This window comes from Photorhabdus thracensis (assembly GCF_001010285.1).
Classification (GTDB): Bacteria; Pseudomonadota; Gammaproteobacteria; order Enterobacterales; family Enterobacteriaceae; genus Photorhabdus; species Photorhabdus temperata.
This window is the reverse complement of sequence record NZ_CP011104.1, coordinates 67,052-82,506: the sequence shown is the minus strand read 5'-3', so window position 1 is coordinate 82,506 and position 15,455 is coordinate 67,052. Positions and strand designations below refer to the sequence as shown.

Here is a 15,455-nt window from a genome sequence, read left to right as displayed (position 1 = left end):
TGGCAGCGTTGTTATTCTGATTAGTACTGCCAATACAGGTTGAATCCGGCCGTGACGGGGGAAGTTTGGAAACCGGCGGGTTTGGACAGCGGGACACCGACAAACAAGTCGTAGCTCACGCCTTTCAGGCTGCCGCGCCAGCCCAGGGCACTCCCCGCCAGGTGTTTTCCGAGCAGAGCGTCACTGCCCCGACCGCCCACTTCGCCATAATCCATTGCCAGATACAGCGATTGCCCTTTCAGCGGGGTTTGCCAGTCCAGTTCATTACGGCTGTACCAACCCCGATCAGCGGATAAGGTCAACTCGCCATCAAAGCCGCGTACCGTCCAGCGGCCGCCGATTGAAAATCGATCCTGGGGCGTCAATGGGCTGGCGCTTATCTGGCGCAGATACTGGGTCTGATAAGAAAAGGGCTGGGAAAACAGCGTTAACGGCCCGGCAAGCGTCGCCGAGAATTGGGTGATTTTGGGTAAAGCGGTCCCTTCATTGCGATACTCTTCCGGCGCAGGTTGCGCGCCAAACCAACGCATACCCTGTTGGTAAGTCACCCTGGCATCCAGCGTCGCACTGCCAATAACGTGATGATGGGATAGCCCGAGCTTCCAGCCCGCCGTTTCCCGGCGCTGAACGTCGATTTCCGTGTTATCAATAAAATGGCGGGATGCCCGACGATAAATTTCACCGTTAAGCCCGGTTTTCTGGTCCGCGTTACGGTGCAGAACCCGGCTGAACTGGACAGACAGGTTTTTGCTTTTGCCCCGGTATTGAATCGCCTGATTCAGCCCGGCTATCGTCTGGGTATAATCGTAATGACTGGCCGTCACGCTCGCCATCCAGTAGCCAAAGGGCAGGGAGTAATAGAGCGTGTCGTTTTGGCTGCCTTTCCCGGCAGACGCGTGAATATCGCGTCCCCCGGAGAGGTAGAACAGGTCGCTTAGCGCCAGCGGGTTATCCAGAAAAAAGGTGAATCCGCCTTGATAACGCCCGGTGCTTTTGGAACCGGTATCATCCAGATAAGTGGCGACTCGCCAGTGCCGTGACTGACGCCAGTCCAGCACAATATCGCTTTCCCCCGGTTGCTCTGCCGGGACAATGTTCATCTCTGCCTGAACAGTTGGAAAACGTTGCAGATTTTCCAATCCCTGCTCAATATCCCGTAAATCCAGCAGCTTGCCTTCACGGGCGGGGAATGGCGTGAAGCGTTGAATGTAATGGCCGCTGTCCGGGGTATAGCGGATATGCCGGATTCTGCCCGGTGTCACTACCAATTTTAAGGTTTGGGTATGCAGATCCTGACGAGGAGCCAGAACCCGGCTGGTGACATAGCCATGATTGATGAGCTGATCTTGCAATTGGGTCATCAGCCGGCTAATGCCTTTATCACCGAGGCAATGGTTTTCGCTCTGTTGGGCAACATGCCTGAACGGTAACCAATGCGGGAAATTTTCGGTGCCTGCCAATACAACATGGGTGATGGGAAAACACGGTGTTTCCATTGGGAATGTGGATGACACCGCTTTTTCGGGTACAGACAGGCGAACATCCGCAGGGGGTGGGGCTAATTGAGCCTCCAGCGCTTGCTGACGTGCCTGTTGATGGATCAGTTGTTGTTCTGACTGTTGTTCTAACCGGTCTGCGGCTTGGTTGCCTGTAATCACGCTACAAAAAACCGTAAACACCCAACTACTGCTTTTCATTGTCTTTCTATCCCACCATTTCGAAGCAGTATTAACCACCCATTGCACTTAGTGATCAATATTTGTGGCTAATAATCAACTGGGCAACTAAATTGGGGGTTGATTAAATAAGATAATAACAAAAACAAGGCATTATATTTTTATACAAAAAATAAACCCATGTTATTAAAATGTTACTAATCATATAAAAAATAGATTAATATTAATCATTTAATAATTAATGGTAATAATTTCAAAATAGTTTTGTTTTTTGTTTATTTTTGTGATTTAAATCACATAATTTAATTTGACTGCGGAAAAAACCATCGGAAAAACTATGGCTTTTTTATCCCTGTAACTCGTTGAATAGATAAACTGGTTTACCAACATTCGCTACAACAATTTGGCTACCTACGTTCTTGCTATGGCAAAAATCACGGAAGCCTTATCCAACGCCTCAGAGCAACATCCGGTTTTTTATCATCTGCCTGACTACCACAGTCAACAGATAGCGCCTGTCACAGTGCTGCGCGCCATGCCGGCGCACTATAAAAAATCCGGCATAAACAATATATACCGGATTATCATATTAATATTAAATTATTCTATATTGATTAATATATCAGTATTACGGCATCTCCTCATCACAATGCATTGCCAATGCCTTATTCAGAGCATGAGCTAAAGCGATTCTATGTTCCTTATCCTCCAACAAACTAAAATGATCACCCGAAATAGCAATCAACTGCAGTGAAGAGTCAGGCATGACCTTTGCCCAGCCTAATGATAGGTCTGCACTTAAGAGGTCCGGTTTTTCATCCGTGACAAAAAAACTGGAGGGGTAAGGTTCTATCGCATAAAACTGATGCAACGTTAACGCTAATACCTGCGGTTCATACTCTCTGACTATTTGCGCATAACACTCTATCTGCTCCCAACGTTTGGCAATTAAATCAGGGCGCAGATTGGCAGGGTATAACGCCAATTCCTGTGCCGCTTCAATAAATTGCACCAAACTCAGCTCATCAATTCGCCGGTACAATGCTGCAACTTCTTCTGAGTGTTCCTCCCCTGACTGCCTGACTAGCTCAGTCAAGAACTGATGTTTGGGTTGTACAGGCTGCTCCCCAAAATAATGAGGAGCCGGAGTATCAATCAGCCCCAGGAAGTTCACCGTCTCACCGGCATGCAAAAGCCGCTGGACAATGGCGTAAGCCAATATACCGCCGGAAGAGTAACCACTTATCCGGTACGGACCTGTCGGTTGAACCGCTTTCATCAAGCTGATCATTCTGACCGCCTGCTCTTCCACTGTCGACATCGGTTCTTCACTGATGAACGGCCAGGGTAGCGCATAAATCGGATAACCTGACTGGATATGTTGAGCCAACCCGAAGACATAGGAATAGTCACCCATCCCACTGGGAACAAAGAACAGTGGCAGACCTGTCCCGGCAGGTCGCACTGTGATGGCAACACATTGCGGCTGAGACAGCAAATCTGAGGTGATTTTCGCTGCCAATTCGGCCAGCACCGGAAATTGGAACAAGGCATTCAATGTACAAATCAAACCCCGGCCTACGGCAAGATTGGTCATTCGCATGGCGAGCAGTGAGTGGCCCCCCAGCGCGAAGAAGTTGTCATGCCGGCTGACCTGCTCAATCCCCAGCAATTCACACCAAATCGCCGCCAATACGGTTTCTGTTTCGCCTTGTGGCGCTGCGTAAGCCTGACGGACAAACGCCTCTTCGTCCGGTGCGGGTAAGCCCTGACGGTCCAGTTTGCCGTTTGGCGTCAACGGAAAGGCATCCAAACGCACAAAAGCCGACGGCACCATATAATCAGGTAAAATCGCACTCAAATGTTCACGCAAACGGGCTGCCAACCCATCACTCTTTTCCGCCTTTTCCGCCACCACATAAGCGACCAGATGCTTGTCCTGCCCATCTTCCCGCACCAGCACCGCCGCCTCTTGTACCGCCGGGTGTTCCACCAGCCGGGTTTCAATCTCTCCCAGTTCAATACGGAAGCCGCGGATTTTCACCTGATGGTCATTACGGCCGAGGAATTCCAGGTTACCGTCCGGCAGATAGCGGGCCAAATCCCCAGTGCGATACATCCGCGCACCGGATATCGGACTAAAAGGATCAGGTATAAAATGTTCCGCGCTCAATTCCGGCTGGTTAAGATAACCGCGCGCTACACCGACGCCACCAATATACATTTCTCCAATGCAGCCTAATGGCACCGGTTGACCGTCTCTGTCCAACAAATAGACGCAGGTATTTTTAACCGGCCGACCAATAGAGCTATCATCCACAGGGGATAACACCGCCTTACAGGTCGCAGTCACGGTATTTTCCGTCGGACCATAAGCGTTCAATAACCGGGGTCGATGGGTTTCCCGCGTAAACCAGTCCTGAATGGCGCTCTTTTTGACCTCCTCACCACCAATAATGATGAGCCGGAGGCAATCCGGCAGCGGTGATGGATTGTCTCTGGCAATCAGTTCGGACCAAAATAACGCAGGCAGAGATATCACCGTAATATGGTTTTGCCAGGCTAAAGCAATAAACTCCTGTGCAGAGCCTAACCAGCTATCATCACGCATCACCAGCGTCGCGCCGTTGCATAATGACGAGAAAAGTTCTTCCACTGAAACATCAAAAGCAAAAGAGGCGAATTGCAGCATCCGGTCTTGCGCCGTGACAGCATAGAGATCATTAAAACCCAGATGACGTTGATACACCGCCTGATGTTCCACCATCACCCCTTTCGGCTGCCCAGTTGAGCCAGAAGTATAGATGACATAAATCAGATGCTGTGGCGTCAACGCAGGAACCTGCGGGTTGCTGTCCGGCTGGTCAGGCAAAGTATTTGGATCAAGTACCGTCAGCCCGGCCAGCGCTTCTTCGCCCAGCGCGACTCGTCCGGTTTCATCAGCCAAGACCACTGCCGGGGCCGTATCATTCAGGATATACGCCAGACGCTCTTCCGGATAGGTTGGATCCAGTGGTACATAAGCACCGCCAGCTTTCAGCACCGCCAGCAGCGCCACCACTATCGCCGGGGAGCGAGCCACGCAAATCGCCACCCGCTGGTCGGGTACGACGCCCTGCGCAATCAGTTGATGAGCCAGACGGTTGGCGCGGGCATTTAATTCAGCATAACTGAGGATCTGCTCCTGATACACCAGTGCCGTCGCCTGAGGGGTTTGCTCTACCTGTTGTTCAAACAACTGATGAATACATAACGCGTCAGGATACGGGGTTTCCGTGGCGTTCCAGGTTTCCAGCAACAGCGTGCGTTCCGTTTCCGGCAGGATGTTCAGTGACCGTACCGGTGTTTCCGGAGCTTGTTCAAGCGCCTCGATCAAACTTTCCAGCGCTTGCTGCATATAACCGCATATCCGGTCCGGATCAAACGGTTGCACCACCAGAGCAGTTAGCCCCAAAGTAGAACCATCATCCTCCACCGACAGTCCTAATGGGTAGTTAGTCCGCTCCTGTGTGTCCAGGAACTCAATCCCGTCCATCGTTTCATCCGGAGTCACCAGCTGAGAATTATGTCGATAGTTGAACAAGGTATTAAAGAGCGACGTACCGCTGGCAACCCCACTGCACCGCTGAGCCAGCGCCAGTGAAGCATGCTCATGCCCCAATAATCCGGCCAGCCGGCTATGAGCTGCCTGTACACTGTCCTGTACCGGGGTCTCATCAATATCCAGGCGTAACGGCAGGGTATTGATAAACAACCCCATACCGTTGTCGGCACCTTCACCTGCCTGCATCCGCCCAAACAGGACGGTACCGAACACGACTTTCTCCTGCCCGCTGGTGTGCGACAATACCTGCGCCCAGGCCAGATGGCACAACGCCGCCAAACTGATGCCCAAACGCCGGGCCTGACTACGCAGGCGGTTATTTAACCCAGTGGTCAGCATCCGATGGGCTTCCGTCATCTGAGATCCATCACGATATACCTCCGTCAGCCCGAGCGGCAACGTTGGCTCATCCACCTCCGCCAACATGTCGGTAAAGAAGCGGGTATGCTCGGCCTGACTCACTCCCAACCGGGCTTCAGCCACCAGATTGCGGAACGGGACCGGGTCAGGCAGAGGGTCCTCCTGCCCGGAAAAATAGGCCTGAACCTCACGGTTCATCACTTCCATCGTTTCATGGTCGCCGATCAAGTGATGCTGCAATTCCAATAAGAACCAGCGACCATCAGTTTCCTGGGCGATAACAAAACGCAGGAGCGGAGCCTGACTCAGGTCGAGACGATAGTGACCCGGATCAAAACGCTGGGTTAACTGGTCAATGACCGGGCCATCAGCCGGGTCTAGTGTCAGTTCAGTTACCGGCAAGGTCGCCTGACGCCAAACCACCTGAGCTGGCACTGATAATCCTTCCCAGATGAAAGCCGTACGCAGGATATCATGGCGATCAATCGCCTGTTGCACTGCCGCCAGATAACGGTCCAGCAGAGCGCGGTTAGCAAAGACCACCGGATAGAGCAGCAGGTACGGGTCGCCTTCCTTTTCCAACAGATGGTGGAACAGAATACCGTCCTGTAACGGCGACAGCGCATAGATATCCTGAATATTCGCCATCCCGCCAGGCACCTGCCCAACAATGCGATCAATCTCAGGCTGAGTCAGATCAATCAGTGGCAACATCGCCGGCGTAAGTTTCGTTGTCGCTGGCGTAATGATATTGGGCGGTACCCTCATAGCTTGATGCCGCCCCAACGTTTGAGCCAATTCTGACAGCACCGGCGACTGGAACAGATCACGCGCCACCAATGTCAACCCCTGGCGACGCAGGCGTTCAATCATCCGCACAGCGAGCAGTGAATGGCCGCCCAACGCAAAAAAGCTGTCATGCCGGCTTATCTGCTCAATGCCCAATAATTCACGCCAAATAGCTGCCAGAGTGATCTCAGTCTCCCCTTGCGGGGCTTCATAGACCTGACGGGCAAACGCTTCCTCCCCCGGCGCCGGTAACGCACGGCGATCCAACTTGCCATTCGGGGTCTCCGGGAAGGTATCCAGACGCACAAAGGCCACCGGGATCATATAGTCGGGTAAAACTCCCCTCAAGTGTTCGCTCAAAAGGACTGTCAACCCTTCTTGCTCCTCCGCGGCGACATAGGCAACCAACCGTTTACCCTGTCCATTATCCAACGCCAACACTGCCGCCTCATGCACCTCTGGATGTTCCACCAGTCGGGTTTCAATTTCCCCCAGCTCAACCCGGAAACCACGGATTTTGACCTGTTGGTCGTTGCGTCCCAGGAATTCCAGGTCACCGTCCGGCAGGTAACGGGCCAAATCCCCGGTACGGTACATGCGTGCATCCGGTTTATCGTTAAACGGATCCATAAGGAAACGTTCAGCGGTCAAGTCAGGGCGATTAAGATAACCCCGCGCCACACCCACGCCACCAATATACATCTCGCCAACACAGCCTAATGGCACAGGTTGGTCATATGAGTCCAACAGGTAAATACAAGAATTTTTAGCTGGCCGGCCGATAGAACGGTCATCCTCTGGGGATAACACCTCTTTATAGGTCACCGTCACGGTATTTTCAGTCGGACCATAACCATTCAATAGCCGGGGTCGGTGGCCTTCCTGCCTGAACCAGTCCTGAATGGCGTTCTTTTTGACCGCTTCACCGCCAATGATAATGAGCCGGAGGCAATCCGGTAGCGGTAACCCAGCATCTCTGGCCGCCAGTTCAGACCAGAATAAGGTCGGCAGAGAAGCAATCGTAATACGATATTGCCGGATTAAGGCAATAAACTCCGGCACCGAAGCCAGCCAGCTATCATCCCGCAGCACCAGCGTGGCACCGTTGCATAATGACGAGAAAAATTCTTCAACGGAAACATCAAAGGCAAAAGCGGCAAATTGCAACACCCGGTCTTGTGCCGTGACAGCATAGGTGTCATTAAAGCCCAGATACCGTTGATAAATCGCCTGATGTTCTACCATCACCCCCTTCGGCTGCCCGGTTGAGCCGGAGGTGTAAATCACATACGCCAGGTGCTGAGGCGTCAACGCCGGGACCTGCGGGTTACTGTCCGGCTGGTCCGGCAACGTATTCGGGTCAAGTACCGTCAACCCCGCCAGCGCCTCCTCACCCAGCGCCGCCCAGCCGGTCGCATCAGCCAACACCACTGACGGCGCCGTATCATTCAGGATATACACCAGACGTTCCCCCGGATAAGTTGAGTCCAGCGGCACATAAGCGCCGCCGGCTTTCAACACGGCTAATAACGCCACCACCATCGCTGGGGAGCGGGCCACGCAAATTGCTACCGGCTGGTCGGGTGTAACACCCAGCGCAATCAGTTGATGGGCCAAACGGTTAGCGCAAACATTTAATTCGGCATAACTCAGAGTCTGTTCTTGATACACCAGCGCCGTCGCCTGCGGGGTTTGCTCTGTCCGTTGTTCAAACAACTGATGAATGCATAACGCCTCAGGATAGGAAGTTTCTGTGGTATTCCAGGTTTCCAGCAACAACGTGCGTTCTGTTTCAGGCAAGATGTTCAACGCCCGTACTGGAGTTTCGGGAGCCCGCTCAAGTGTCTCAACCAAACTCTCCAACGCCTGCTGCATATAACCGCATATCCTGTCCGGATCAAACGGTTGCACCACATTAGCCGTCAGTCCTAGCGTGGTGCCCCCATCCTCCACCGACAGCTCAAACGGGTAGTTGGTCTGCTCCTGTTCACCTAAGAATTCAATCCCGGCCATCGTTTCATCCAAAGGATCCGGCTGGTAATTATGCCGGTAGTTCAACAGAGCGCTAAAGAGGGGCGTACCGCTGACAACCCCACTGCACCGCTGGGCCAACGCCAGTGACGCATGTTCATGTTCCAGCAACCCAGCCAACCTCAGATGCACCGCCCGCACACTGTCCCGTACCGGGGTTTCATCAATATCCAACCGTAACGGCAGGGTATTAATAAACAGCCCCATGCCACTGTCAGCCCCTTCCCCCACCGCCATACGGCCAAACAGCACGGTACCGAACACCGCTTTCTCCTGTCCGCTGGTACGCGACAATACCTGCGCCCAGGCCAGATGACACAACGCTGCCAGACTGACGCTCAAGCGCCGGGCCAAACTGCGCAGACTGTCATTCAACTCAGCCGTCAGCAGCCGATAGGAACCTACCTCTTGAGATCCATCAAGATGCACGTCCGCCAATCCGAACGGCAGCGTCGGCTCATCCACCTCCGCTAACATGTCGGTAAAGAAACGGGTATGCGCTTCCTGACTCACTCCCAACCGTGCCTCAGCCACCAAATTGCGGAACGGCACCGGATCAGGCAGGCGATCCTCCTGTCCGGAAAAATGCGCCTGCACTTCACGGTTCATCACTTCCATTGTTTCGTGGTCGCCGATCAAGTGATGCAGCAACTCCAATAAAAACCAGCGGCCATCGGTTTCCTGGGCGATCACAAAACGCAATAGCGGGGCCTGACTCAGGTCAAGACGATGCTGACTTGGGTCAAAACGCCGGGTTAATTGATCAATGACCGGACCGTTAGCCGGGTCCAGCGTCAGTTCAGTCACTGACAACTGCGCCCGGCGCCAGACCACCTGCGCCGGCACTGACAATCCTTCCCAGAGAAAAGAAGTGCGCAGGATGTCATGGCGATTAACCGCCTGTTGCACTGCGTCCAGATAGCGGTCCAGCAGAGCGCGGTTAGCAAAGGCCACCGGATAGAGCAATAAGTATGGATCGCCTTCCTTTGTCAACAAATGATGGAACAGGATACCGTCCTGCAATGGCGACAACCCATAGATATCCTGAATATTTTCCATCCCGCCCGGCACCTGCCTGACAATATGATCAATATCAGCCTGAGTCAGATCGATCAGCGGCAACATCGCCGGCGTGAGTGTCGTCGTCGCTGGCGTAATGACATTAGCAGGTATCATTATGGCCTGGTGCTGCCCCAACGTTTGAGCCAGTTTTGACAACACTGGCGATTGGAACAGATCACGCGCCGTCAGTGTCAACCCCTGGTGACGCAGGCGTTCAATCATCTGCACGCCAAGCAGTGAATGACCGCCCAACGCAAAGAAGCTATCATGCCGGCTTATCTGCTCAATGCCCAATAACTCACGCCAAAGGGCGGCAAGGGCGATCTCTGCCTCCCCTTGTGGCGCTTCGTAAATCTGCCGGGCAAAATCATCCTCCCCCGGTGCCGGTAATGCCCGGCGATCCAACTTACCACTAGGGGTCTGTGGGAAGGTATCCAGACGCACAAAAGCTGCCGGGACCATATAGTCAGGTAAAACCGCACTCAGATGTTCACGCAAACTGACAGCCAACCCCTCATGTGCCTGCGCTGCCACATAGGCGACCAAACGTTTGTCCTGCCCACCATCCAGCGCCAACACCACTGCCTCTTGCACTGCCGGGTGTTCCATCAAACGGGTTTCAATCTCCCCCGGCTCAATCCGGAAGCCGCGGATTTTAACCTGCTCGTCGTTACGGCCCAGGAATTCCAGATCACCGTTCGGCAAGTAACGGGCCAAATCCCCAGAGCGATACATCCGCGCACCCGCTACCGGGCTAAAGGGATCCGCTATAAAACGTTCCGCGCTCAATTCCGGCCGGTTAAGATAACCCCGTGCCACCCCAACGCCGCCAATATACATTTCACCAATGCAGCCTAATGGGACCGGTTGACCATATCTGTCCAGCAGGTAAACGCAGGTATTCTTAACCGGCCGACCGATAGAATTATCATCTGCCTGGGATAATATTTCCTTACAAGTCGCCGTCACGGTATTTTCCGTCGGACCATAAGCGTTCAATAGTTGGGGTCGATGGATTTCCCGCGTAAACCAATCCTGAATGGCGCTCTTTTTGACCGCTTCTCCCCCAATGATGACGAGCCTGAGGCAATCCGGCAGCGATAATTCATGGCCTCCGGCTATCAGTTCTGACCAGAACAACGCAGGCAGAGACATCACTGAGATACGGCTTTGCCGGACTAAGGCAATAAATTCCGGCACCGACGCCAGCCAGCTATCATCCCGCATCACCAGTGTGGCGCCGTTGCATAATGACGAGAATAATTCTTCTATTGAAACATCAAAAGCGAAAGAGGCAAATTGCAACACCCGGTCTTGCGCCGTGACGGCAAAGAGATCATTAAAACCCCGATGACGCTGATACATTGCCTGATGCTCTACCATCACGCCTTTCGGCTGCCCGGTTGAGCCGGAAGTGTAAATCACATACGCCAGATGCTGTGGCGTCAACGCCGGGACCAGCGGATTACTGTCCGGCTGATCCGGCAGAGTATTTGGGTCAAGTACCGTCAATTCCGCCAGCGCCTCTTCACCCAGCGCCGCCCGGCCGGTCGCATCAGCCAATACCACTGCCGGGGCGGTATCATTCAGGATATACGCCAGACGTTCCCCCGGGTAGGTTGGGTCCAACGGCACATAAGCGCCACCGGCTTTCAGCACCGCTAACAATCCCACCACCATCGCCGGGGAGCGTGCCACACAAATCGCCACCCGTTGGTCTGGTGTGACACCTAACATAATCAGTTGATGAGCTAACCGATTGGCATGAGCGTTCAGCTCCGCATAACTGAGGGGGTGTTCCTGATACACCAGCGCCGTCGCCTGCGGAGTTTGTTCTGCCTGTTGTTCAAACAACTGATGAATACATAACGGGTCAGGATACGGGTTTTCCGTGGCGTTCCAGGTCTCTAGCAATAATGTACGTTCAGCCTCGGGCAGTAAATTCAGTTGCCAAACAGGGATTTCATCATCCCCCCTTTTCGATAATACCAACATCTGTAAGTGCTCACCCATTCGCTGAACCACTTCCCCGCTCAGACGATTTGCATCGTATATCCAGCGAAAACCGCCCTGCGCATTCACCTGGAGGGTCAGCAATTCGCCGGGCGCCTCCTGATCGCCCTCTCTGTCATCCTGTATCACCGAGACAGCTATCTGCCACGGCCGGCGGGTTACCAACGCCGGAATAGCCTGCAATGAAGGAACACGGGCGAGGAGATCACGACTAAATGTCCGGTGCCGCGCCAGCAGGGTAAGCTCGTCATCAATCCAGCCAGCTATCGCCCCCCACGGCTTATCAAACGCCACCTCGATGATCATAGGCACCACCGGTGCCAAATCTGCTGATTTATCTTTTACCTCATCCACGCACCAACCGATTTGAAATTCAGTCTGCTGAGTCAAGCGCGCAAGATAGATCACAAATGCCTGCAACAGTGTCCGCAATGAATCCTCTTCCCCATTTTTTGGTAACGGGGGCTGCCAAAGACTCATTGCCCATCTGGGTTCCGCTTGTTCTCCTGCGGTTTCGAAGGGTAACTGGAATGGTTGCAAAACAGTCAGGCGCTCATACCAGAATAATTCACTGGGTGTGAGGGTCTGGAGGATATTCTTTGTATTTTGAGTCTGTGGTGACGCATAATTTGAGTCGATTATGTTTTCTGACGTCTGAGAAAGGAATTCAGATTTAAGAACATTTCCCACTTTAGCAATGTTATCTTTCATCTATCATATACCTCAACGAATCTGTTAGATTTTTGAAAACTGTCATTTCTGACAGTCATCACCCATGTTTTTGCCCCCAAGAAATAGAAGCCGATACGTCTGACATTAATTCAAAACACTCAGATGCGGTATGCCATAGCCCGGCTAATAACCCTATAATCAGCAATTCTTCGACGCTAATTTCCCTGATAAAGGAATAAATAATTCATCTTATGAGTCGGAATAAAACATCCCATTTCCGTCCCTGTTTTTAGATAAATTCGATTAATTTTATGCAATTTTTATTGTCTGACGCTGAACTCCATAATTTAAAATGGAACCATCAACTACATCAATTATGCATAAATGCCCAATCAATGTTATACTCTATCCCTTTCCCATTAATACCAAATTAAAATAATTTCAAAAAAATTAAGTAATCACAAAAACAAACCATGAAATTACCAGAATAATATCAACAAGTTAAACAAATTATCACCTAAAAAACAGCTCCTTCAATCTAATAATGAACGTATATTTCAATACCAAATCAGACTTATTAAATATTTACAAAATATAACATCAGATTAAAATAATTTATAACACATTATTTTTCAATAGTAAAAAATGCCGGCAACGTAAATACCAAAAAATAGGGAATAAAAAATTAAAAATAACTTGATTACATATTGCCTTGTAATAATCAGATCATGATAAAATATAAATCCCATTATATCACATACCGCAGCAAAACAATTTTAAATTTAAATAACTTCATTGTTGATTATTTTATATCAATAAACAATGTGATTTATCTGATACTCATGGATATTTAATTTCGCATCGTATAAATAAACAATTCATTTAACATTTATTAATTCAAAAATACCTAAAAATAAATAAACGATTATATTAACCTGTTTTTCATATTTATTAACACTCATTATCCCAATAAAAATAAGATATTATTGAATCAAGATAATTTAAATACATTACTATCAATAAATATATTGCTATTATTATAAATAATTTTTCAAAATAGTAGATCACTTGGAGGGAACTCAGTCCAATTTTTGCGATCTGATCAATATGCAAAAAATCCCAAACCACTAAACGGACGATGTCTGTCTCACAGTCACAGGTCGCCAGAACCCTTTGTGCCGGTCGTTCTTCCGTCAATCGCTGGATAAATGGGGATCGTTTGGCGAAGGGCAGCGCCGACGCTTAAATTACTCGATCCCGAATACCCTGAAAAAATGGCGAAAATTACCGAGGCGTTGTCAACGTGCTCGGCAAAACATCCCATTTTTTATGAAGATGAAGCCGATATTGAGCTAAATCCAAAAATCGGTGCTGACGGGTATTTAAAAGGACAGCAAAAACGTATCGTGACACCGTAAACGTCCGGTGAACTCACCTTGCTCCTCTCATTCGGTTCGTGCACGCCAGGTTTTTGTCTTAACCTTGTGAGGAACCATGAGCCGTAGCCGATATACCCCGGAACAAAAACAGCAACATGTGACCCAATGGCGCCACAGTAGCCTGAATGTGATTATCTTCGCCAGCTGGAAGAGGCCCTGAAACAGGCGCAACGCTGGTGTTTTGGCGCGCACAGCGAAACCCTGCCTGCCGGTCCCAAACGCAGTCAGTTTGAGGAAGATGCCGATACCGATATCGCCGTGCTGGAAACCCAGCTGTCACGCCTGCATATCAAGGAAAACGCGCCCCCGGCCCACCCCAAACGTCAGCCTTTACCGGCGATTTTACCCCGTGAAGATATCCGGCTGGTGCCGGAGACGAAGAGCTGCCCGGATTGCGGTCATGCCCTGCGCTTTTTGCGTGATGAAGTCAGTGAGCGGCTGGAATATCGCCCCGCGACGTTTGTCGTTCGGCGTTATGTCTGTCCGCAGTACAGCTGTGCAGCCTGCCAGCGAATTCATGCCCAAGCCCAGCCGGCCCGGCTGATTGAAAAGGGCCTTCCGGAGCCGGGGTTGCTGGCTCAGGTGGTGGTGGCCAAATATTGTGACCACCTGCCATGCCCGGGCGGATATCACCGAAGCGGGTTGCTGGGCCGCCGCCCGCCGCAAATTCTTTGACCAATACAAAGCGAGCCAAAGTCCGGTAGCGAAACAGGCGCTGGAAGGTATCCGGGAACTGTATATACCCGCTTAACTTGAAGATGCAGTATTCATAACCTGGAAGTTGTCATTAATACGGCACGACAGGTTCCCGGCCAGTTCCGGTAATATTTCCGTAAAAAAGCGATGTATTGCCTGCTTGAACAAGGTCGTCGAGGCGAAATAATGGTTATTCCTGACTTGTTCATTCATCACCTTCCACAGCCTTTCTATCGGGTTCAGATTCGGGCTGTACGGTGGCAGGTAATGAAGCTCAATATTCATCACATAAGCCCAGTCTTTCACCAGCCTGCTTCGGTGGTAACCAGCTCCGTCAAGGATAATATGAACCTTCTGACTGACCGGATAGGTTTCACGCAGAGCAATGAAAAACTCTGCGATGTGATAACTGTCGATACGGTCATACTCGCGTACTACCGTTTTACTAATATCAGCCAGATTAAGGGCCCCCATCAGGTTCAGACGGGTACGGCTTCCCGTGGTTTTCACCGCGGTTTTCTGGCCTTTTCGCATCCAGCCATAAGCCAGTTTCGTCCCCTGCGTGGGATGGACGCCATCAATGAACAGGATGGGCTCATGGTCTCCGGCTTCCTGCTTGAGTTTCCCGTAGGTTTCTATAAAGGCCCGCTGCTGTTCCGCGTTGAACTTGTGTGGCACGCCGGTCGGCTTTTTATAACTGAATCCCTGGTGGTGCAGCCATTTATTCATGCCGGGAACGGTGTAACGGATATCCCACGCTTCTTTGACAAGGCGGATAACCGCCTGTGTGGTGGGCAGAAGATTTGCGGTCAGATAGGCGATAAGTTCCTGAGTCTGTGTTTCGCTGAGATGGCTCTGAGAGCCGCCATTTTCGGGCTTGATTTTACGGTGATTAAGGTAATCGCTGATATGACGATGAACGGTCGTTTCATGAAGACGCAGGGCCTGAGCGATCATGACAGAACTCCAGCCCTCAGAGGCCAGGAGGACCGCTTTGATGCGATCACACTCTCTCTTATCACGGCAGGTGTGATGGAGATGTTCAAGTTCGGCTTTTTGTTCATCGGTAATGAATATTTTCATGACAGATACCATGAACCTCATTTGGGCGAA

Annotated in this window: 3 protein-coding genes and 2 pseudogenes; 2 read left to right on the top strand and 3 right to left on the bottom strand. The window is 51.2% G+C overall.

Annotated features, from left to right (window positions below):
• Window positions 1–20 precede the first annotated feature (20 nt).
• Window positions 21–1,697 carry a ShlB/FhaC/HecB family hemolysin secretion/activation protein gene (locus VY86_RS00240; RefSeq protein WP_046973492.1) on the bottom strand — a complete coding sequence of 559 codons (1,677 nt, stop codon included), beginning with the start codon at window positions 1,695–1,697 and terminating at the stop codon, window positions 21–23.
• Between the two features lie 607 nt (window positions 1,698–2,304).
• A complete protein-coding gene (locus tag VY86_RS00235) occupies window positions 2,305–12,246 on the bottom strand; it encodes a non-ribosomal peptide synthetase (RefSeq protein ID WP_046973491.1) in 9,942 nt (3,313 codons plus the stop codon).
• 1,172 nt (window positions 12,247–13,418) lie between these two features.
• Here VY86_RS00235 and VY86_RS00230 point away from each other — a divergent pair.
• Window positions 13,419–13,622 (top strand): annotated as a pseudogene (locus VY86_RS00230) (IS630 family transposase); the annotation flags it as partial.
• A 153-nt stretch (window positions 13,623–13,775) separates the two neighbouring features.
• Window positions 13,776–14,385: pseudogene (locus VY86_RS00225) on the top strand (transposase domain-containing protein); the annotation flags it as partial.
• An 8-nt stretch (window positions 14,386–14,393) separates the two neighbouring features.
• On the opposite strand, the gene VY86_RS00220 reads toward VY86_RS00225, so the two are convergent.
• Entirely contained in the window at window positions 14,394–15,425 is a 1,032-nt protein-coding gene (locus VY86_RS00220) for an IS630 family transposase (protein ID WP_046976622.1), read from the bottom strand.
• Window positions 15,426–15,455: the final 30 nt, after the last annotated feature.